Origin of the sequence: Pseudomonas sp. UMAB-08, from assembly GCF_900095225.1 — a bacterium.
Lineage (GTDB): Bacteria > Pseudomonadota > Gammaproteobacteria > Pseudomonadales > Pseudomonadaceae > Aquipseudomonas.
In genome coordinates this window covers 1-20,710 of record NZ_LT607440.1, presented here as the reverse complement: position 1 = coordinate 20,710, position 20,710 = coordinate 1, and the positions used below count along the sequence as shown (strand labels likewise).

Genomic DNA, 20,710 nt, shown 5'->3' with positions numbered 1-20,710 from the left:
GTGCGGCGCTGAGTTGCAGGTCTCAGCTTTCCAGCCAGACATCCCGGGCCCAGTGCCAGACTGACTCCCAGCTTTCTTCGGTCACCAGTTCTTCTTCCGCGGACCACAGCACGACAGTGCCGTCTTCTTCGACGCAGTAATAGTCATCGCCGTTCTGACAGATCGGGATCAACTCGCGAGGGACGCCCAGATCCCACGCCGTTGCGGCAACCTCGGGCAGGTAGGTATGGGACTGCGGGTCCATGACGGTCACGGGTTCCAGGCTGCCATATACCACGTCGCTGACAGTCAGCAAAAACTCTTTGAAGACGAAGGGGATGTTGATGAACAGCTGTTCTTCGACCTCGACCAGATCATCATCTTCTGGCAACTCAAGGGGTACGGGTACCCGCTCGTTTTTTTCACGCAGTTCTTCAATAACTTCTTCCACGGCCTGGATCCTCTAACTTGATGGCGCGGGTTATACAGTAGCGTAAGGTTTTCTCAAAACAACGGTTGCCCCAAAAAAAACAAAACCCCGGTTATCCGGGGTTTTGCTTATCGGTGCAATTCGCTTGCGAGCACTGCCGAGCGTCAGCCGTTCTGGCGGATACCGGCGACCAGCCAAGGCTGGTTGTCACCCTGCGGACGTTCCATGTTCCAGCTTTCGCTGAACACTTCACCTTGGTCGAAGCGCGAAGTCTTGGACACGCCGGAGAAGGTCAGGGTCGCCACGGTTTTATCCGAGCGATCATCCAGGCCATCAAGCTGCACGGTCAGGTTGTCGATGAAGGTCGATTGGAAGCCATCACCCAGGTCTGCACGTTCCTTCTTGAGGAACTGGAGCATTTGTGGGGTGACGAATTCGGCAATCTTGTCCATTTCGTTGGCATCCCAGTGCTGTTGCAGCGACTGGAAGTGGCTGCGAGCGGCTTCGAGGAAGCGTTGTTCATTGAACCAGGCCGGTGCATTGATCACCGGAGCGGCAACCGGGGCTGCGGACGAACCGCCGAAAGCCGATGGCTGAGCCGGTTGTTCGAGGGTTTCACGCTGGAACGGCGCATGACCGGCAGGGGCCATGTGCTCTTGTTGCTTGCGTCGACGCGCGGCGATGAACCGGAAGATCACGAAGCCGATGACTGCGATGATCAGGATGTCGAAGAACTGCATGCCCTGGAAGCCGCCGCCCATGAACATCGAGGCGAGCAGACCGCCTGCCGCGAGGCCAGCCAACGGGCCGAGCCAGCGAGAAGCACCGCCAGCAGCAGCGGCAGCAGGGCGACCAGCGGCGTTAGGCGCAGCCGACGGAGAGGCCGGCGCAGCTTGACGGGATTGATGGCTGGGCGCCGAGCCGAAGCTCTTGCCGCCACCGAAGCGCGCTGCGTTGGCTTCGAGGCTCATTGTGAGCCCGATGCACAGCGCCAGAGCGATGCTTAGAAAACGTTGCATAAAGGAATTCCCATTTATGGATTGCACGCGCGCCATGTTGCACAGGAGAAATGACAATGGCTAGCGCCTAAATGTTTCTGGCTTTTGCTTGGGCCTATAACAGGCTCACAAAGAGTGGCCTGTAGGGCATATCTCTGCAGCCTCAGATATTGAGGCTGATCCTACATGTTCAGTGGCTCATATTGCTTCGAGCTTGGCGTAGCCCATCATCAGCCATTTGCTGCCTTCTGAGAAGTTAACCTGCACCCGTGCCTGAGCGCCAGCGCCTTCGAAATTGAGGATCACCCCTTCGCCAAACACCGAATGCTGAACCCGCTGGCCGAGGCTGAACTCGGTTTCCGGGATGCCGGTGCCGTTGAACAGGCTGCTTGTGCCCATATTCTGCGTGCCGCCGAACGGACGGCTGACGCTGTTGGACAGGCGCACCTCTTGAATCAAGGGTGGCGGAATCTCCCGGACGAAGCGCGAGACCTTGTTGCGCGTCTCGCTGCCATATAAACGACGGGTTTCAGCATACGTCATCACCAGTTTCTGCATGGCGCGGGTAATGCCGACATACGCCAGCCGCCGTTCTTCTTCAAGACGCCCGGGCTCTTCCAGGCTCATCTTGTGCGGGAACAGGCCTTCTTCCATGCCCACCAGAAACACGTGGGGGAACTCCAGGCCCTTGGCGCTGTGCAGCGTCATCAATTGCACGCTGTCTTCATGTTCATCGGCCTGGGTGTCGCCCGATTCCAGCGACGCATGGCCAAGGAACCCGGCCAGCGGTGTCAGCTCGGCGTCTTCTTCAGCATTCTCGAAGTTGCGCGCGGCGCTGACCAATTCCTCAAGGTTTTCTACCCGAGCCTGGCCTTTTTCGCCTTTCTCTTCTTTGTGGTAGGTGATCAACCCGGACTGCTCGATCACGGTTTGGGTCATCAGATGCAGGGGCATCTCCATGACTTTCGCGGTCAGATTCTCGATCAGCTCGACAAACCCGCCCAGCGCTCCGGCTGCGCGGCCGGTCAGGCCTTTATTGGCGATCAGTTGGCGCATCGCCTCCCACATCGACACGTCGGCGTGACGGGCGTGTTCGCGAATCGCTTCGACCGTTTTTTCACCGATGCCGCGTGCCGGGACGTTGATCACCCGTTCCAGTGCCGCGTCGTTGCCGCGACCGTCGAGCAAACGCAGGTAGGCCATGGCGTTCTTGATTTCGGCGCGTTCGAAGAAGCGCTGACCCCCATAGATCCGGTAAGGAATCCGCTCGCGCAATAACGCTTCTTCAAGCACCCGCGATTGGGCGTTAGAGCGGTAGAGGATCGCGATGTCGCTGCGCATCATCCCGGTCTTCAGCGCGCTTTCGATGGTTTGGACCACGTAGCGCGCTTCGTCGTGTTCGTTGAACGCGGCGAACAGATTGATCGGCTCGCCATCACCGCCATCGGTCCACAGCTCTTTACCCAGGCGCCCGCTGTTGTTGACGATCAGCGCGTTGGCGGCCTTGAGGATGCTCGCGGTGGAGCGGTAGTTCTGCTCCAGGCGGATGGTTTCGGCGTCAGGGAAGTCAGACGAGTACTGATGAATGTTCTCGATTTTGGCGCCGCGCCAGCCGTAAATCGACTGATCGTCGTCGCCGACCACCATCAAGCTGTCGCCGCCCTGAGCCAGCAACCGTAGCCACGCGTACTGCACGGCGTTGGTGTCCTGGAACTCGTCGACCAGTACATGGCGGAAGCGGCGTTGGTAGTGCGCCAGCAGGCCGGGATTGTCGCGCCACAGGTCCAGGGCGCGCAGCAGCAACTCGGAGAAGTCGATGACCCCTGCGCGCTGGCAGGCGGCCTCGTAGGCTTCGTAGATCGATTTCATGGTGGCCAGGAACAGATCGCCGCTGGCCTGAATATGTTTGGGGCGCAGGCCTTCGTCTTTCTGCCCGTTGATGAACCACTGCGCCTGGCGTACCGGCCAGCGCTGCTCGTCCAGCCCCAGTTCACGGATCACTCGTTTGACCAAGCGTTGCTGGTCATCACTGTCGAGGATCTGGAAGCTCTGGTTCAGTCCGGCTTCCTGCCAGTGCGCCCGTAGCAAGCGGTGCGCCAGGCCGTGAAAGGTACCGACCCACATGCCTGCCGGGTTGATCCCCATCAACTGTTCGATGCGGTGACGCATCTCGGCCGCTGCCTTGTTGGTAAAGGTTACCGACAGGATCGAGTGTGGCGAGGCATTCTCGACCTGGATCAACCAGGCGATGCGATGCACCAGCACACGGGTTTTGCCGGAGCCAGCACCGGCGAGTACCAACTGACGACCCACGGAGGCAGCTACGGCCTGACGTTGGGCATCGTTGAGGGAGTTCAGCAGAAGGGAGAGATCATCGCGCATCGACGCATTCTAGGGTGCTGGGCTATGTCGGGCAAACCAAGCTTTGCTTAAGCCGATAAATGCCCTGTCGATGACGACCGGTAAGTCAGGGCTGCACGCATGGCAGGCCGTGCCCGGGAGGTTTGAAAACGGCCCTGTGGAACGGTCTCTTTGCGGTTTTTATGAATCAAGAGAGTTTGGTCTGTCGAGCGGCTTGTGTATGCTCCGTCGACGTTTGAGGCTCCACCATTATAAGAACATTGCCTATGACCTCTAGTCTCAGCTCCTCGGGTGCCTCAACCGCATCGCGTCGAGTTATCCGCGAGCAATTTGCCACTCAGCTTGCAGTGGAACGCACACGTTTGCTTTATCAGGGTTCGCTGTTGCCCACCCTGTTCATGTTACTCAACGGTCTGGTCTGCGCCTGGTTGCTCTGGAGCCCGCAGCGCTATCTGCTGGTCGGCATTTGGCTGGGGTGGCTGACGACGCTGGTGGGTTTGCGCGTCATCCAGGTTGCGGCGTTTAACGCCGCGCCATTGTTGCGTCAGGCGCAACCGATCTGGCGTGGCATGTTTCTGCTGGGCGCAGGCGTCAGCGGCCTGACCCTTGCGAGTGCGGCGATCGCCCTGGTTCCGGTGGAAAGCTTTCAGCAGCAAGCCTGGGTGTTTGGCTTGATCGGTGCGGCGACGCTGTCGGCCAGTATTGCTTACGCGGTGAGTATCCCGGCGTTTCTGACCTTTACCGTGTCGTGCCTGCTGCCCCCGATCACCTTTCTTTTTTTGCATGGCGATGAGCAGCAGCATGGCTGGGGCTGGTTTGGCCTGATGTTGCTGGTGGCGCTGATTGTCGTGGCCCTGCAGGTTAATCGCTTGATCCGCCAAGGGCTGATTCAGCGCTTTCAGAATCAGGCGCTGATTGAGCATCTGCAACAGGCGCAGGCCCACGATGAGCAGCTTAACCATGAGTTGGCGCGGGAAATCGAACAGCGACGCAAGGCCGAGCGGGAATTGCGCGAGGCCCAGATCGGGCTCGAAGCCAGAGTCGTCCAGCGCAGCCTTGAGCTGGACGAGGCCAATCAGGCGCTGAGCAAGAGCGAGGCGCGGCTGGCGTTGGCACTTGAGGCCAGTGAGCTGGGCCTGTGGGACTGGAATCTGCAGACCGATGAAGTCCACCACACGCAGATCAAAGCGTTGTTCGGCCTGGAGCCCGAACACGTGACCGCCATGCTCCGCCACCTCAAACCGCGCATACACCGCGAAGATTTGCCGTTGATGCAACACGCGATGATCGAGCATCTGAAGGGGCGTACGGACGATTATAAAGTTGCCTATCGCTTCCGGCATGGCGCCGGGCGTTGGGTTTGGATCGAGGACCGTGGCCGCGCCGTCGAGCGCAGCAGCGATGGCCGGGTGATCCGCATGCTCGGCACCCGCCGCGACATCAGCGCGAGTAAGCAGCTGGAAGAACAGCGCCGTTTGGCCGCCACAGTCTTCGAAGCCGCAAGCGAAGGCATTGTCATCCTTGATCCGAAATACACCCTGCTGGCGGTCAATCGGGCGTTCAGCCGAGTGACCGGCTACCCGCAGGAAGACATGAAGGGACGCAAGGTCACTGAGCTGGCGTGCAGCCGCGATGCCCGGCGCCATTTTCAAGCGATCCACGAATCGCTGGAGCAAACCGATAGCTGGCAGGGCGAACTGGTTGAAACTCGCAAAAATGGCGAGTTGTATCCGCAATGGCTCCAATTGAACGTAGTGCGCGATGTGCGGGGCAATGTAAGCCACATTGTCGGCTTCTTCGCCGACCTGTCGGCAAGGCGCGAATTCGAAGAGCGTATGCGCTACTTGACGCACTACGATGAGTTGACCGGCCTGGCTAACCGCTCGTTGTTCAAGGAGCGCTTGCGTGAAGCCAGTCAGCGCGTGCGACAGGGCGGTAGAAGCCTGGCGTTGCTGCACATCAATCTGGATCGCTTCAAGCTACTCAATGACAGTCTGGGCCACGAAGTCGCCGATCAACTGTTGAGGCAAGTGGCGCGGCGCCTGACCAGCGCATTGCCCGAGGCTGACACCATTGCGCGGTTATCCGGTGATGAGTTTGCGGTGTTGTTCGATGCCTACGGCAACCTGTCCAGTCTGGCTCGGGTCACCAGTCGCCTGCTGGCCAAGTTACGGCTGCCTCTGTCGGTGGCCGGGCATGAGCTGGTGGTCAGCGCGTCAGTGGGCATCAGCCTGTTGCCAGACTCGGCCCGAGAAATCTCGGCGCTGGTCAGTCAGTCGAACATGGCCATGCAGCATGCCAAGCATCTGGGTGGCAATAATTTCCAGTTCTATACCGAAAACCTGCAAGCCAGCACGCTGGAGCGTCTGCAGCTGGAAAATCAGCTGCGCAAGGCCCTCGACGACAATCAACTGCAGGTGTTCTACCAGCCCAAGCTGTGTCTGGCGACCGGCCGTTTGAACGCCGCCGAGGCACTCGTGCGCTGGCTGCACCCGACGATGGGCATGGTGCCGCCCGGGGACTTTATCGGGCTGGCCGAAGAGACCGGGCTGATCGGGCCGATTGGTGAGTTCGTGTTACGCCAGGCCTGTTGGCAGGCGTGTGAATGGCAGCGACAGGGGTTGGAGCCGATCAGGGTGTCGGTCAACCTGTCGGTCCATCAATTGCGTCAAGGCAAGTTGGTCAGTCTGGTCCGCCAGGTGCTTGAAGAAACCGGCCTGGCACCGCGCTACCTTGAGCTTGAATTGACTGAGAGTCAGCTGCTCGATGGCGTGGAGCACATCATCGCTACGTTCCATCAGCTGCATGAGTTGGGTGTGAAACTGGCCATCGACGACTTCGGCACCGGCTATTCGTCGCTGAGTTACCTGAAACGCTTTCCCGTGGATTACGTGAAAATCGACCAGACGTTCATTCGTGGTTTGGGCGAAGGCACCGAAGACGCAGCCATCACCCGCGCGATCATCGCCATGGCCCACAGCCTGGAATTGAAAGTCGTCGCCGAAGGTGTGGAAAACGAGGCACAACTGAACTTCCTCAAAGCTCACGAGTGCGACGAAGTGCAGGGCTACCTTATCAGTCGTCCGGTGGATGCGGAGGCTGCGACACGCTTGTTGCGCGAGCATGCGCAGCAAGCATGGTCCCCTCCGGGCTGACGAGTCTGCGAAGGCCCCGATTCGGTGTGCCTGACGGACTGCTTTGCCGGGTTCGCAGGCAAGCCCGCGCCGGCATGATGAGGGCGCGGAAAGGTTGCAGATCGCCAAACCGAGCTCGTTTAGCTGGGCGGGCCGCAGGGCATGTAGTATAACTACAAGTCTGCTACATCCCGCCCAAGCCTTACTGACCGAGTCCAGCCCTTTGAACCTGTTGCACCACATCGCCCAGTCACGCCATCTGCTGCGTAAGTCGGAACTCAAGGTTGCCGACCACGTGCTGCTTGACCCTGCGGCTGTGATGCACAGCTCCATGGCTGACCTCGCGCACAACGTCGGTATCAGCGAGCCCACCATCGTCCGGTTTTGCCGTGCCATTGGCTGTACCGGCTTTCAGGACTTGAAGCTCAAACTGGCGCAAAGCCTGGCCGCTGGCGCCAGCTTTGGTCAGTTCGCGATCCATGAAGACGACTCGGTTGCCGATTACAGCCTGAAAATTTTCGACACCACCCTGCACACGTTGATGGAGGTTCGAGAGCATCTCGATCCCCACGCGTTGCAGTTGGCGGTGACCGCAATGGCGTCGGCCCAGCGCGTGGAGTTTTACGGTTTTGGCGCTTCCGGCGCGGTGGCGGCGGATGCGCAGCACAAGTTCTTCCGCTTGCTGCTGACGGCGGCGGCGTACTCCGATCCGCACATGCAGGCCATGTCGGCGGTGACGCTCAAGCCCTCCGACGTCGCGATCTGCATCTCCCAGTCCGGGCGCTCGAAAGACCTGCTGATCACTGCGAATCTGGTCCGTGAAAGCGGCGCCACGCTGGTGACCTTGTGTCCGAGCCAGACCCCGTTGGCGGAGTTGGCGACGATCAATCTGGCCATCGATGTTCACGAAGACACCGAGATCTATACGCCATTGACCTCGCGTATCGCCCACCTGGTGGTGATCGATGTGCTGGCGATGGGCGTTGCCATGGCGCGCGGCCCCAGTCTGGTCAACCACCTTAAAAGCGTTAAGCGCAGTCTGCGCAGCCTTCGCTTGTCCCCCAAGTCGGTCAAGGCGCTCGACGACTGATTGCCCGGCGTCTCGTCTTCGTAATATTGCAACAGCGCAAAGCTTCATCGTCCTGTCATCTTATCGCCGTGCAACCGTCATTGACGGCGATCATGCTCAAGCTCCCGCAAACGCAATGGGAGACAGGATATGCCTAGGCACTACGATGACTCGCAGCAGCGCGCCACCAGCGCTACCTCCGCTAATACGTCCAAAAATACCCGGCGACAGCAGGAAGATCAGCGACGCATGGAATTCCGTCGCGCGATCGAAAGCTATTCCGAGGAGCGCAAGCTGGCGCAGAAGTTTTCCGACTATGTCGAGTTGGGTGATGTTGGCGAGTTTGGCTCACTCAATGTGTGGCAGACGGCCTCGGAAGGCTCCCGTCGAAACGCTCAGCAAGCTGGCTGATCTGCGCGCGTTCGGTGCGGATGAACGCCAGAAAGGCATGCGCGACCGGCGATAGCCGTTTGGCCTTGGCTTGCACCACGCACCAGCTGCGGTACAGCGGCAATTCGGCCACCGGCAGCTCGCGCAGCGTGCCGGTGGCCAGCTCCAGGTTCAGTGCATGGCGAGTCAATAACGCCACGCCCAGCCCCGCCACCACGCATTCGCGCTGGGCTTCAGCCGAAGAAACCTCAAGGGTTTGGGTGAAGTGCACGCGCTTTTCCTTGAAATACTCCTCGCAGGCTCTGCGCGTGCCTGAGCCGGGTTCGCGGATCAGCAGGGGATAGGGTTCAAGGTCCTTCAGCGTCAATTGCTCGACCTGACACAGCGGATGGTCCGACGGCGCCACCGCGACGATCGGGTTGTTGAGGAAGGGCATGAACTCCAGCCCCATGTCCTGCGGCACCATCGACATGATCGCCAGATCATCACGGTTATCCGACAGGCGTTTGATCACCTGTGCGCGATTGACCACCGTGAGGTTCAGCATCACTTCGGGGTGCTGGCGCTTAAACGCGGCAAACAGATGCGGCACGAAGTATTTGGCACTGGATTCGATGGCCAGTTTGAGTTGCCCTTGCAGCGAGCCCTGCATGTCCGACAACTGCATATCCAGGTTTTCCAGGCGCCCAAAAATGTCTCTGCTGGCGGCTTGTAGCGCTTCGGCGGCCTCCGTCAGGTACAGCTTTTTGCCGACATACTCGAACAGCGGCTGACCAATCAGCTCTTCCAGCTGACGAATCTGTAGGCTGACGGCCGGTTGTGTGAGGGCCATTTCATCGGCAGCGCGGCTGTAAGACCTTAGGTCACACACCTCATTGAACGTCCGTAATTGACGCAATGTCATACGCATCAATGACTTACGCATAAATTACCTCCCTCTGAAGATGACTGGAAAGCCAACTATAAGGTTTTACTTATGCATGGCCCAACTTTTATTGATTTTTGTTAATCCCTCTTCAGGCATAGGGTGGCTATCGCAATGTAACCGTATGCAACACGCGGCTACACGCCGACCGGCCCAGCCGGTTCGTCTGTTCTAACGGTCGAGGAAACGCCAGTGATAACAAAAATCCTGATCGCCAACCGCGGTGAAATTGCTGTCCGGATCGTGCGCGCCTGCGCCGAGATGGGCATTCGCTCGGTTGCGGTCTATTCCGACGCCGACCGCCATGCCTTGCATGTCAAACGGGCTGACGAAGCGCACAGCATTGGTGCCGAACCGCTCGCCGGTTATTTGAACCCGCGCAAGCTGGTCAACCTCGCGGTAGAAACCGGTTGTGATGCCTTGCATCCCGGTTATGGCTTCCTTTCGGAAAACGCCGAACTGGCGGACATCTGTGCTGAACGCGGGATCAAATTCATTGGCCCGTCGGCAGAAGTCATTCGTCGCATGGGCGATAAGACCGAAGCACGCCGCAGCATGATCAAGGCCGGCGTACCGGTGACGCCCGGTACTGAAGGCAACGTCGCCGATATCGCTGAGGCTCTGGTCGAAGGCGAGCGCATTGGTTACCCGGTGATGCTCAAAGCCACGTCGGGCGGCGGTGGTCGGGGTATCCGACGCTGCAACAGCCGTGAAGAACTGGAGCAGGCGTTCCCTCGGGTGATTTCGGAAGCGACCAAAGCATTCGGTTCTGCGGAAGTGTTTCTCGAAAAATGCATCGTCAATCCCAAGCACATTGAAGCCCAGATCCTCGGTGACAGCTTTGGCAATGTCGTGCACCTGTTCGAGCGCGATTGCTCGATCCAGCGCCGTAACCAGAAGCTGATCGAAATCGCCCCCAGCCCGCAACTGACCCCGGAACAGCGCGCCTACATCGGCGACCTGTCTGTGCGCGCAGCCAAGGCTGTGGGCTATGAGAACGCTGGCACCGTGGAGTTCCTGCTCGCCGAGGGCGAGGTGTACTTCATGGAGATGAACACTCGGGTGCAGGTGGAACACACCATCACCGAAGAAATCACCGGTATCGATATCGTCCGTGAGCAGATCCGCATCGCCTCCGGCCTGCCGCTCTCGGTCAAGCAGGAAGACATTATTCACCGTGGCTTCGCCCTGCAATTCCGGATCAACGCCGAAGACCCGAAAAACAATTTCCTGCCCAGTTTCGGCAAGATCACCCGTTATTACGCACCCGGCGGTCCTGGTGTGCGTACCGACACGGCGATCTACACCGGCTACACCATCCCGCCGTATTACGACTCGATGTGCCTGAAGTTGATCGTCTGGGCACTGACGTGGGAAGAGGCCATGGACCGTGGCTTGCGCGCCCTGGACGACATGCGTCTGCAAGGGGTCAAGACCACTGCCGCGTATTACCAGGAAATCCTGCGTAACCCGGAATTCCGTAGCGGTCAGTTCAACACCAGCTTTGTTGAAAGCCATCCCGAACTGACCAACTACTCGATCAAGCGCAAACCCGAAGAGCTGGCTTTGGCCATCGCCGCCGCCATTGCCGCCCACGCAGGCCTGTGAGGAATACAACAATGAGCAAAAAAATCTTTGTAACCGACACCATCCTGCGTGATGCCCACCAGTCGCTGCTCGCCACCCGCATGCGCACTGAAGACATGCTGCCAATCTGCGACAAGCTCGACAAAGTCGGCTACTGGTCGCTGGAAGTCTGGGGCGGCGCCACGTTCGACGCCTGCGTACGCTTTTTGAAGGAAGACCCGTGGGAGCGTCTGCGCCAGCTTCGCGCGGCGTTGCCTAACACCCGCCTGCAAATGCTCCTGCGCGGCCAGAACCTGCTGGGCTACCGTCACTACAGCGATGATGTGGTACGTGCATTCGTCGCCAAGGCGGCGGTCAATGGTATCGACGTGTTCCGCATTTTTGATGCGATGAACGACGTGCGCAACCTGCGAGTCTCCATCGAAGCGGTCAAGGCGGCGGGCAAGCACGCCCAAGGCACTATCGCTTACACCACCAGCCCGGTTCACACCATTGACGCTTTCGTGGCTCAGGCCAGGCAAATGGAAGCCATGGGATGCGACTCGGTCGCGATCAAGGACATGGCGGGCCTGCTGACACCGTATGCCACGGGCGAGCTGGTCAAGGCGCTGAAGACTGAACTGTCGCTGCCGGTGTTCATCCATTCCCACGACACCGCCGGCCTGGCCGCGATGTGTCAGCTCAAGGCGATTGAAAACGGCGCCGATCACATCGACACCGCGATCTCCAGCTTCGCGTGGGGCACCAGCCATCCAGGCACCGAGTCGATGGTTGCTGCGCTCAAGGGCAGCGAATTCGACACCGGTTTGAGTCTGGAGCTGTTGCAGGAAATCGGCCTTTACTTCTACGCCGTGCGTAAAAAATATCACCAGTTTGAAAGCGAATTCACCTCGGTCGACACGCGAGTGCAGGTCAATCAGGTGCCTGGCGGGATGATTTCCAACCTCGCCAACCAGCTCAAAGAGCAGGGCGCGCTGAACCGTATGGGCGAAGTGCTCGCCGAGATCCCGCGAGTGCGTAAAGACCTCGGCTACCCGCCGCTGGTGACCCCGACCTCGCAGATCGTGGGTACTCAGGCGTTTTTCAACGTGCTGGCTGGCGAGCGCTACAAAACCATCACCAACGAAGTGAAGCTCTACCTGCAAGGCGGCTACGGCAAGGCACCAGGCCTGGTTGATGAAGCGCTGCGCCGTCAGGCCATCGGTAACGAAGAGCTGATCGATGTGCGTCCAGCTGACTTGCTCAAGCCGGAGATGGCCAAGCTGCGACTGGAAATCGGCGCGGTGGCCAAGTCTGAAGAGGACGTGCTGACCTACGCAATGTTCCCGGACATTGGACGCAAATTCCTCGAAGAACGCGAAGCCGGCACCCTGACCCCTGAAGTGTTGCTGCCGATCCCTGAAGCGGGTGGCGTGAGCAAGGTGGGCGGCGAGGGCGTACCGACCGAATTCGTGATCGATGTGCACGGCGAAAGCTACCGCGTCGACATTACCGGCGTCGGCGTCAAGGCCGAGGGCAAGCGTCATTTCTACCTGACCATCGACGGTATGCCGGAAGAGGTGGTGTTCGAGCCCCTCAACGAGTTTGTCGGTGGCGGTATCGGCAAACGCGCTCAAGCCAGTTCGCCGGGCCATGTCAGCACCACCATGCCGGGCAATATCGTCGATGTACTGGTCAAGGAAGGCGACATCGTCAAAGCCGGTCAGGCTGTACTGATCAGCGAAGCGATGAAAATGGAGACCGAAGTACAGGCCTCCATCGCCGGCAAGGTCTTCGCGATCCACGTCGCCAAAGGCGACCGGGTCAATCCGGGCGAAATCCTGGTTGAGATCCTGGTCGAAATTGAGGGCTGATTCGATAAGCGTTTAACGGTTTACTCTGGGGGGAGCACATGTGGCTCCCCTTTTTTTTTCGGATTTTTTTACTAGCCGGGTTGGTTTCACTGGCCCCGGAAGGCCGTGCCGGCCTTTTCGCGGGCAAGCCCGCTCCTACACGATGAACTGCGCCGTAGGAGCGGGCTTGCCCGCGATGAGCTTTCACCGCTTCCGGAAGCTCTCCAGCGTTCTCTCTTGCTGGCCATCCCGGAAGTTATCCACTGCCAGCCAGCCTTCAAACGCTGCCTGGAGTGCTGGCCATTCGTTGTCGGTGATTGAGTACCACGTGGTGTCGCGGTTCCGGTCTTTGATGACCATGTGCTGACGGAAGGTGCCTTCAAAGGTGAAACCGAAGCGCTCGGCGGCTCGTTTGGAGCGCTGATTACCGTCGTCACATTTCCACTCCAGGCGCCGATTGCCCAGGGCAAACGCTGCCTTGGCCAGCACGTAAATCGTCTCGGTACCCTTGGGCGTACGCTGCATGGCGGCGCCAAACATGACATGACCGATTTCGATCCGGCCATGGGTAGGAACGATGGACATCAGGCTCAGGTAGCCGTCGACAACGCCTGTCTGCTGATCGACCACGCTGTAGAACCACGGATCAATGTCGGCGGCATGACGACTCAGCCACGCATCGAATTCGCTTCGCTCGAAAAACGGCCCGTAGGGCAAATAGTCCCACAACGCCGGGTCCGAGGTTGGGCCTTGAAGTGCAGCCCATAGATCGTCGCCGTGGCGCGCCGGATCGAGTTTTTCCAGGCGGATGAAGCGGCCTTCAAGCGTACTTTTGTCCGGGAGCGTCGCGGGTTGCCAGTGCAGTTCAGTGGTGGGCATGAGCAGGTTCCAGTCCTAGAGTGCTTTGCGAAATTGGATGAAGCCAGGGCGTTCGGCGATGCGTTCATACAGCTGAATCGCCGTGGCGTTGGTTTCGTGGGTCAACCAATGAACCTTGTCGCAGCCGGCTTCGCGCGCCGTGGCGTAGACGAATTCGATCAACTGGCGCCCGACGCCGGTGCCACGCTGCTCCGGCACGACGATCAAGTCCTGCAGGTAACAGGCATTCTTGATGCTCCAGTTGGAGCGATGGTAGATGAAATGGACCATGCCGACGGCTTTGCCATCGCTCCAGGCCAGCGCGGCATTGGTTGGCTCGCTGGGGTCGAGAATGCGCTGCCAGGTGCTTTCAGTGACGCTGTCGGCGAGCTCAGTGTTGTAAAACGTCAGGTACGCCTTCCACAGCGGCAGCCATGCAGCGTGATCGTTCGGGGTGACGGGGCGGATCTGGATAGCGGTCACAGGCTTCTCCTTAGCGCATCAATCGGGCGATTTCGTTGTCATTGGGCGCGGAGCTCGCGGCGAGGCCATCACGCACGCCGGCAATATCGGGTGCGTTGCGGTTCTGGGTGAGCTTGCGTTTGCCCTCCAGCCGGCTGATAGGCACTGCAAAGCCGACGATGGCGCCGAGCATCTTGTCGATGTAGTCCGCAGGTGCGTCCTCTAGCGTCCAGGGTGTGGCGCGACCTGCTTCATGCTTCTCTGTCAGCGCGCGAACCAGATCGCGAAGGCGATGGGCATCGTGGAACACCTCGGCAGGCCCGTAAGCATGGACCGCGAGGTAATTCCAGGTCGGGACCGCTTGGCCGTGTTCAGCCTTGCTCGGGTAAAACGACGGGCTGACGTAAGCATCCGGGCCAGGGAAAATCAGCAAGGCCTCGGTACCGCTCTCCATCTCCTGCCATTGCGGGTTGGCTTTGGCCAGGTGCCCATACAGAGTTCCGTAAGGCCCTTGCTCAGGACTGAGCAGCAGCGGGATGTGGTTGGCCAGAAGACCACGTGCGCCATGGGTCACGAGAATGCCCAAACGCGTGCCTTCGATTTGCCGATGAAGGGTTGAAAGGTCGTCTTCGTTGAATGCGCGAGGTATGTACATAAAGCTTTTCCTTGGCTGATGGCTAAATCCTAGGCAGGCTATTGGTTGGTTGTAAGAGCCATTCCATGCCAATTTCGTAGGGCCAATGTCATGTCCGCCAGCGCGCTGTCTTTTCCGTTCAACCCTGCGGGTATCGAACTTGATCGTCGCCGCGGGCTAAGTCGGCAGCTGTATCAACTCTTGCGCCAGCGGATTCTCGACGGTGGTTTGAGCAGTGGCACGCGCCTGCCGGCTACTCGCGATCTGGCGACGTCGCTGTCCATTTCGCGCAACAGTGTGATGCGCGCCTATGACCAGCTCTACGCCGAGGGTTTCATCGAAGGCCGTATCGGCGATGGCACTTACGTTGCGCAATTGCCCACAAAGCCAAGTGCAACGAAGCGCACCTCAAATTACTTATCCACAAAACCATCCACAGGGTTATCAACAGTCTTACCCACAGGTTTATCCACAAAAACACTCGAAATGCCTGGTTTTTCACCCAGTAAAGTTATCCACAGCCCGGCGCTCAACCTTCTGCAGCAGCATCATTTGCCCCAGCCAAAGGGCGATGCGCCGCGGGCTTTTCGGGTGGGTGTGCCAGCGTTTGACCTGTTCCCGTTCGATGTTTGGGGCAAGTTACACGCGGCTTTCTGGCGAAAGCCGGATCTGGGGAAGCTGGGGTACGGTGAGCCGGCCGGGGACTGGCGCCTGCGTGAATTGATTTCAGCGTATTTGCGCAGCTCGCGTGGTTTGCACTGCAGCGCTGAGCAAATAGTGATCACCAGTGGCGCGCAGCAAGCGATCAGCCTTTGTGCACAGCTGCTGTTGGCGCCGGGTGATGCGGTCGCGGTGGAGAATCCCGGCTATCGCGCAGCCGGCCATGCGTTCGCCATCGCCGGTGCGCGCTTGCACGGTATTGCAGTGGATAACGAGGGCATGCAGTGCACTTCGCTGTCGCAAGGCGATTACACACTGGCCTACGTCACACCGTCGCACCAATACCCCACGGGCGTGACGATGAGCCTGGCGCGGCGCCTTGAATTACTGGCCTGGGCCGAGCGCACCCAAGGCTGGATCGTCGAGGACGATTACGACGGCGAGTACCGTTATAGCGGTGCGCCCCTGGCACCCTTGGCGGCACTGGATCGGCACGGGCGTGTTTTGTATGTCGGCACCTTTGGCAAGATCGCCTTTCCGGCGTTGCGCCTGGGGTATCTGGTGCTGCCGTTGGGGTTGGTGAGTGCGTTCGGTCAGCGGCGGGCCCTGGACATGCGGCACTCCGAAGTCAGCACTCAGGCCGTGATGGCTGAATTCATTGCTGCCGGGCATTTCCAGCGGCACATCCGGCGCATGCGCCGTGCGGCCTTGAGTCGTCGTGATGCGCTGTTGGCAGGCTGGCCTGAAGACGTGCCTGGGTGCGGGGCGATGCCTAAAGTGGTGGCGGGGCTGCATGTCGCTGTGCCCGTGGACAGCCTGGCGCGCGAGCGCGAACTGGTGGCCAAGGCCGCAGGTGTCGGCGTCGAAATCAACCCGCTGAGCGACTACTGGCTGCCGGACTCAAGCGCACCCGTGGATGACCGGGCGGGCTTGGTATTGGGATTTGCGGCCGTGCCCGAACCCGGTATTCACGAGGCGTTGGCCACGTTGCGGCACGCCTGGAAAGCGTAAGCCTGACAAACCTTACGAGCTTCCAGTGGGGGCGAATTTATTCATGAAAGGTGTGATGCGGCATGTCAGCCATACCGCATCACGAGCAAGTCCGTTCCAGCATCAGGTCCCGGACTTGATCTTGGTCCAGGCGCGGGTTCGTGCACGCTCCGCATCGTGCGTCAGGGGTTGCAGGGTGTAGAGGGTTTTCATCGCCGCTTCGGTCGGGTACAGATTCGGGTTGTTGCGAATCGCCGGATCGACCATTTCAGTGGCGTCCTTGTTCGGGTTCGGGTAGCCGACAAAATCACTGATCGGTGCGATCACCTTCGGTTGCAGCAGGTAGTTGATGAAGGTGTAGGCGTCCTCAGGGTCTTTGGCGCCTTTAGGGATGGCGAGCATGTCGAACCAGATCGGGGCACCTTCTTTAGGCAGGCGCATGTCGACGACCACGCCGTTCTTGGCTTCTTTGGCGCGGTTGGCCGCTTGCGAGAAGCTGCCCGAGTACCCGACGGCCACGCAGATGTCGCCATTGGCGATATCCGCCATGTACTTCGATGAATGGAAGTAGGTGATGTACGGACGGATTTTCAACATCAGCGCTTCGGCTTTGGCGTAGTCGGCCGGTTTGGTGCTGTTTGGCGGCAGGCCCAAGTGCTGCAAGGCCAGCGGCATGATTTCAGACGGTGAATCGAGCAGGGCCACGCCACACTGTTTGAGCTTGCTGATGTTCTCTTCCTTGAAGATCAGGTCCCAGCTGTCGACCGGTGCATTGTCACCCAGTGCAGCCTTGACCTTGTCCGGGTTGAAGCCGATCAGGATGGTGCCGTACATGTAGGGCACCGCGAATTTATTGCCCGGGTCGTTGGCTTCCAGGAGTTTCATCAGCTTGGGGTCGAGGTGTGGCCAATTCGGCAATTTGCTGCGGTCCAGCGGCTGGAATACCCCGGCCTCGATCTGCTTGGCCAGGAACACGTTGGACGGCACGACCACGTCATACCCGGAGTTGCCGGTCAGCAGCTTGGCTTCCAGCGCTTCGTTGGTGTCGAAGATGTCGTAGATCAATTTGGTCTTGGTGTCTTTCTGGAAGTCCACCAGCGTCTGCGGGGTGATGTAGTCGAACCAGTTGTAAACGCGCAGCGTGCGCTGTTCTTCGGCCTGGACCACGCCGCAGAGCAGGGAAGCACACAGGGCGGGTGCAATAAGACGTTTGAGTCTGTTCATGGTCATCTTCCTGATAAGTCGGTGGGGTCAGACGCTTTCGAAACCTTCCAGCACATTCACGGCATTGATGCCGATTTCTTCGACGGCATAACCGCCTTCCATCACGAACAGCGTCGGTAAGCCGAGACGGGCGATGCGTTCGCCCATGCGCAGGTAGTCCGGGCTGTCGAGCTTGAACGTCGAGATCGGATCGTCCTTGAACGTATCGACACCGAGGGAGATCACCAGCACGTCCGGGGTGTAGGCCTCGATTTGCGTGCAGGCCTGTTCCAGCGCGGCGCTCCAGTGGTCCCAGTCACTGCCGGCGGCCAGCGGATAGTTGAAGTTGAAGCCTTCGCCCGGCCCCTCGCCATGCTCGTCGGCGTAACCGAGGAAGAAGGGGAACTCGGCTTCGGGATGGCCGTGGATCGAGGTAAACAGCACGTCGTTGCGGGAATAGAAGATCGATTGAGTGCCGTTGCCGTGGTGGTAGTCGACATCCAGAATCGCCACTTTCTGCCGACCCTGATCGAGAAATGCCTGAGCGGCGATGGCGGCGTTATTCAGGTAGCAGTAACCGCCCATCACATCGCTGGCGGCGTGATGGCCGGGCGGTCGGCACAACGCGAACGCGCTACGAGCGCCATTTTCGACGGCGGCCTGAGCGGTCAATGCGACTTGCGCTGCGCTATAGACGGCTTGCCAGGTGCCGGCGGTAATCGGTGCGCCGGCATCGAAGCTGTAATAGCCCAACTGGCCTAACAGGCTGGTGGGAATCACTTCGCGCAAGGTTCGGGCAGGCCAGGTGAAGGGCAGCAAGTCGCCTTCGTGTTTCAGCTCGGCCCAGCGCTGCCATGCGCCTTGGAAAAACGTCAGGTACGCCTCGCTGTGAATGCGCTTCAGCGGTTCAAGACCAAAGTCACGCGGCGCCTCGACCGGACCAAGGTGGCGTGCCTGTACGCGTTGCAGGATGTGGTCGGCGCGCGAGGGCATTTCAAAACAGGGCATCAGTTGCCCGTCTATCAGTTCGCAGCGACCGTGGTGCAGGTGATGATCATCCGAGTAGATCGTCAGCATCTTCTTATTCTCCCCTAGGGCTGTGGCTGTGCCTTATTCTTGCGGCGCACTGCTGATCAGTGAACGACGGCAACGGCCAAAAGGGGATAAATATGGCCAATAACACTGACCGGATATCGCCCCTTATTGAGGCATCACGCCCTAAACCGAGGCGAGGGTGCAGACGGCATCAGAATCGGAAGTGGCTGGGCGCGACGCCGCTCCAGCGCAGGAAGGCGTGACGAAAGCTCGCGGTCTCGCTGAAGCCCAGTTCTTCGGCAATGCGATGGATCGGTAGCCGAGCCTCATGCAGCAAGTGCTTGGCTCGCTCGAAGCGTAGCTCGTCGAGCAATTGTTGGTAGCTGCTACCGAGTGCCTGCAAGTGCCGACGCAACGTGCGCTCCGAGCAGTTCATCTGTTGCGCCAGACCGCCGAGGCCAGGTGCGCAGGCAAGTTGAGCCGCGAGCAATTGGCGGATGCGTTCGAGCCAGGCCTGGCGACCTGTGAACTCGATATTTTGCCGCCGACAGCGTTCATGCATGTCGCGATGGGTGATCGGGTCCGCCAGCGGCAACGGCTGCTCAAGCCAGCATTTGTCGAAGGCGAAGGCGTGATCACGGGTCGGAGTGTTGAACTGCAACGGACAGGCAAAGCTTTCGTGATAACTGGCGGTGTAATCAGGCGCATCGTGGGCGAAACGCGCGCTGAGCAATGGCAGCGGCTTGCCGAGCAAGTCATCGCAAATGACCTTCAGCGAGGCGAGGCACAGCTCGGCGTTAAAAACTGCCAACGATTCATTGTCGCGATAATCGCTGGCACTTAACCAGACGCGGTCGCCATCGTCACGCAAGCGCAGTTCGAACAGTGTTCCCAAGAGCGCCGGATACATCAGCGCCAGGCGCAGGGCGTCACCTAAGGTGGCACTCGTGAGCAGGGCGTAACCGAGGACGCCATAGGACGACACATGCATGCGCCGTCCCAACTCCAGGCCGATCTCCTTGCGCAGTGCGACGGCATTGGCACAGACCTGCATTTCCTGGTGGGTGGCGATACGAATATCAGTCCTGCCCAAGTCCGCAGCAGTGATCCCGCTGCCTGCCAGCAGTGCGTCGCTGGACAAACCTTCAGCCTGGAAGGTGCTGAGCACCAGCGACACGGCGTTGAGGGTGGTGAGATGGGAATGCAGCATGAGCGAATTCCGGCGGTGGGTAACAACCGGGGGTGGAGCAAGTTGTATGCCGTGGGGTCAGATGGTGGGCGTGATGACTTCTTCGCAGGCAGGTTAGCTTTTACAACTTCCTTTTCTTGATGCTTTTTAGAACGGTTAACGCTCTTTCTCTCGTTCCCTTCACGCTAATGAGGTGGGTCGAATCGTTTGAAAAGTACAGCATTCTATATTCAGCATCGGAACGGGATGCGTCCTGAAATATGACGTCAACGCCTTTGCCTACGCTGTAAAGCGTCAATTCGGCATGACAGTCAAGGTTCAGGTCAGCGCGCATTCCTTCGATGAGTTTCTGATCGCTTGCGTTTAGATCGTCGAGGGAGTCAACGCCGTATACGTATCGATCAAGTGCGGCGGTTGAAAGCTTGCGAGTGGTGAGTTGGGGCAGCATGTGAGCGACCCTTTTATCCGAGACAAACTGGTAGCTGACATATTCTTTTTCCGGATAGACAGCCATCACGCCTTCAAACGCCAAAAGCGCAGTCGGTTTTTCAGGCAAATTAAATTGGTAGGGGCCCGTGGTAACGGGCATGTCGTGACCCTGCTCATAAGGCAGCGCCTTTGATTGCAAGAGTGGAAGTGGACAGCTGTCGGCCCAGACAGGGGAGGTCAGGCATGAAACAGTGATAGCGACTAAAGATTTACGCATCGGAATTTAGCCTCTCGCTGACGTTGCGAGAATTTGGCTATTAATTGCAGGGCCGACTATCAGGAACTTCTTTTAGATACGTAGGAAGCTTCCCGGTATTTACTGGTCAGGTATCTTTTGTAGTGGATTTCATGATCTATTCGCAGGCACGCCTCTTCCCATCAAACTAGATGTAACTGATTGAAATGTAAGGTGGGGTTTCTACAATCTGTAGGAGCTGACTTGTCTGCGAATAAGCCCGGCACGGGCTTACGACAGGTTTGACCCT

Annotated in this window: 17 protein-coding genes; 6 read left to right on the top strand and 11 right to left on the bottom strand. The window is 59.1% G+C overall.

The window, feature by feature from the left end; all coding sequences use genetic code 11:
• Nucleotides 1–22: 22 nt before the first annotated feature.
• From K0F75_RS24770 to uvrD, 3 genes are all read right to left on the bottom strand, one after another.
• Entirely contained in the window at nt 23–430 is a 408-nt protein-coding gene (locus K0F75_RS24770) for an SMI1/KNR4 family protein (protein WP_219064600.1), read from the bottom strand.
• Nucleotides 431–573: 143 nt separating this feature from the next.
• On the bottom strand, nt 574–1,428 hold the full coding sequence (locus K0F75_RS24765) for a Tim44 domain-containing protein (RefSeq protein ID WP_219064599.1): 855 nt from the start codon (nt 1,426–1,428) through the stop codon (nt 574–576).
• A gap of 177 nt (nt 1,429–1,605) precedes the next feature.
• Nucleotides 1,606–3,789, bottom strand: coding sequence for a DNA helicase II (gene uvrD / locus K0F75_RS24760; RefSeq protein ID WP_219064598.1), 2,184 nt, complete (start codon nt 3,787–3,789; stop codon nt 1,606–1,608).
• Between the two features lie 245 nt (nt 3,790–4,034).
• Between uvrD and K0F75_RS24755 the strand changes: the two genes are divergently transcribed.
• The 3 genes from K0F75_RS24755 (at nt 4,035) to K0F75_RS24745 (ending at nt 8,382) form a co-directional block, all read left to right on the top strand.
• Complete coding sequence (locus K0F75_RS24755) at nt 4,035–6,923, top strand: bifunctional diguanylate cyclase/phosphodiesterase (RefSeq protein WP_219064597.1); 2,889 nt, start codon at nt 4,035–4,037, stop codon at nt 6,921–6,923.
• Between the two features lie 202 nt (nt 6,924–7,125).
• The gene (gene hexR / locus K0F75_RS24750) at nt 7,126–7,992 is read left to right on the top strand and encodes a transcriptional regulator HexR (RefSeq protein WP_219064596.1); all 867 of its coding nucleotides are present in this window, start codon (nt 7,126–7,128) and stop codon (nt 7,990–7,992) included.
• A gap of 129 nt (nt 7,993–8,121) precedes the next feature.
• Nucleotides 8,122–8,382, top strand: a complete 261-nt coding sequence (locus tag K0F75_RS24745) for a PA3496 family putative envelope integrity protein (protein WP_219064595.1) — start codon at nt 8,122–8,124, stop codon at nt 8,380–8,382.
• Here K0F75_RS24745 and K0F75_RS24740 read toward each other — a convergent pair.
• Nucleotides 8,324–9,286, bottom strand: a complete 963-nt coding sequence (locus K0F75_RS24740; RefSeq protein WP_257604481.1) for a LysR family transcriptional regulator — start codon at nt 9,284–9,286, stop codon at nt 8,324–8,326. The genes K0F75_RS24745 and K0F75_RS24740 overlap by 59 nt on opposite strands.
• Before the next feature lie 192 nt (nt 9,287–9,478).
• On the opposite strand from K0F75_RS24740, the gene K0F75_RS24735 reads away from it, so the two are divergent.
• Entirely contained in the window at nt 9,479–10,894 is a 1,416-nt protein-coding gene (locus K0F75_RS24735; protein WP_219064594.1) for an acetyl-CoA carboxylase biotin carboxylase subunit, read from the top strand.
• An 11-nt stretch (nt 10,895–10,905) separates the two neighbouring features.
• The gene (oadA, locus tag K0F75_RS24730; protein WP_219064593.1) at nt 10,906–12,726 is read left to right on the top strand and encodes a sodium-extruding oxaloacetate decarboxylase subunit alpha; all 1,821 of its coding nucleotides are present in this window, start codon (nt 10,906–10,908) and stop codon (nt 12,724–12,726) included.
• Nucleotides 12,727–12,909: 183 nt separating this feature from the next.
• Here the strand turns inward: oadA and K0F75_RS24725 are convergent, their stop codons facing one another.
• Genes K0F75_RS24725 through K0F75_RS24715 form a run of 3 tightly spaced genes read right to left on the bottom strand, consistent with a single transcriptional unit; the run spans nt 12,910 to nt 14,680 of the window.
• Nucleotides 12,910–13,584 (bottom strand): GNAT family N-acetyltransferase, encoded by a 675-nt coding sequence (locus K0F75_RS24725; protein WP_219064592.1) that lies wholly within the window; start codon nt 13,582–13,584, stop codon nt 12,910–12,912.
• 15 nt (nt 13,585–13,599) lie between these two features.
• Nucleotides 13,600–14,046, bottom strand: a complete 447-nt coding sequence (locus K0F75_RS24720) for a GNAT family N-acetyltransferase (RefSeq protein WP_219064591.1) — start codon at nt 14,044–14,046, stop codon at nt 13,600–13,602.
• Between the two features lie 10 nt (nt 14,047–14,056).
• A complete protein-coding gene (locus K0F75_RS24715) occupies nt 14,057–14,680 on the bottom strand; it encodes an FMN-binding negative transcriptional regulator (RefSeq protein ID WP_219064590.1) in 624 nt (207 codons plus the stop codon).
• Nucleotides 14,681–14,770: 90 nt separating this feature from the next.
• On the opposite strand from K0F75_RS24715, the gene K0F75_RS24710 reads away from it, so the two are divergent.
• Nucleotides 14,771–16,330: a PLP-dependent aminotransferase family protein gene (locus K0F75_RS24710; protein ID WP_219064589.1), complete on the top strand. Its 1,560-nt coding sequence runs from the start codon at nt 14,771–14,773 to the stop codon at nt 16,328–16,330.
• Between the two features lie 102 nt (nt 16,331–16,432).
• Here the strand turns inward: K0F75_RS24710 and K0F75_RS24705 are convergent, their stop codons facing one another.
• From K0F75_RS24705 to K0F75_RS24690, 4 genes are all read right to left on the bottom strand, one after another.
• On the bottom strand, nt 16,433–17,533 hold the full coding sequence (locus K0F75_RS24705) for a polyamine ABC transporter substrate-binding protein (protein WP_219064588.1): 1,101 nt from the start codon (nt 17,531–17,533) through the stop codon (nt 16,433–16,435).
• Between the two features lie 27 nt (nt 17,534–17,560).
• A complete protein-coding gene (locus K0F75_RS24700; protein WP_219064587.1) occupies nt 17,561–18,589 on the bottom strand; it encodes a histone deacetylase family protein in 1,029 nt (342 codons plus the stop codon).
• Nucleotides 18,590–18,758: 169 nt separating this feature from the next.
• On the bottom strand, nt 18,759–19,757 hold the full coding sequence (locus tag K0F75_RS24695) for an AraC family transcriptional regulator (protein ID WP_219064586.1): 999 nt from the start codon (nt 19,755–19,757) through the stop codon (nt 18,759–18,761).
• Nucleotides 19,758–19,857: 100 nt separating this feature from the next.
• Complete coding sequence (locus tag K0F75_RS24690) at nt 19,858–20,442, bottom strand: hypothetical protein (RefSeq protein ID WP_219064585.1); 585 nt, start codon at nt 20,440–20,442, stop codon at nt 19,858–19,860.
• Nucleotides 20,443–20,710: the final 268 nt, after the last annotated feature.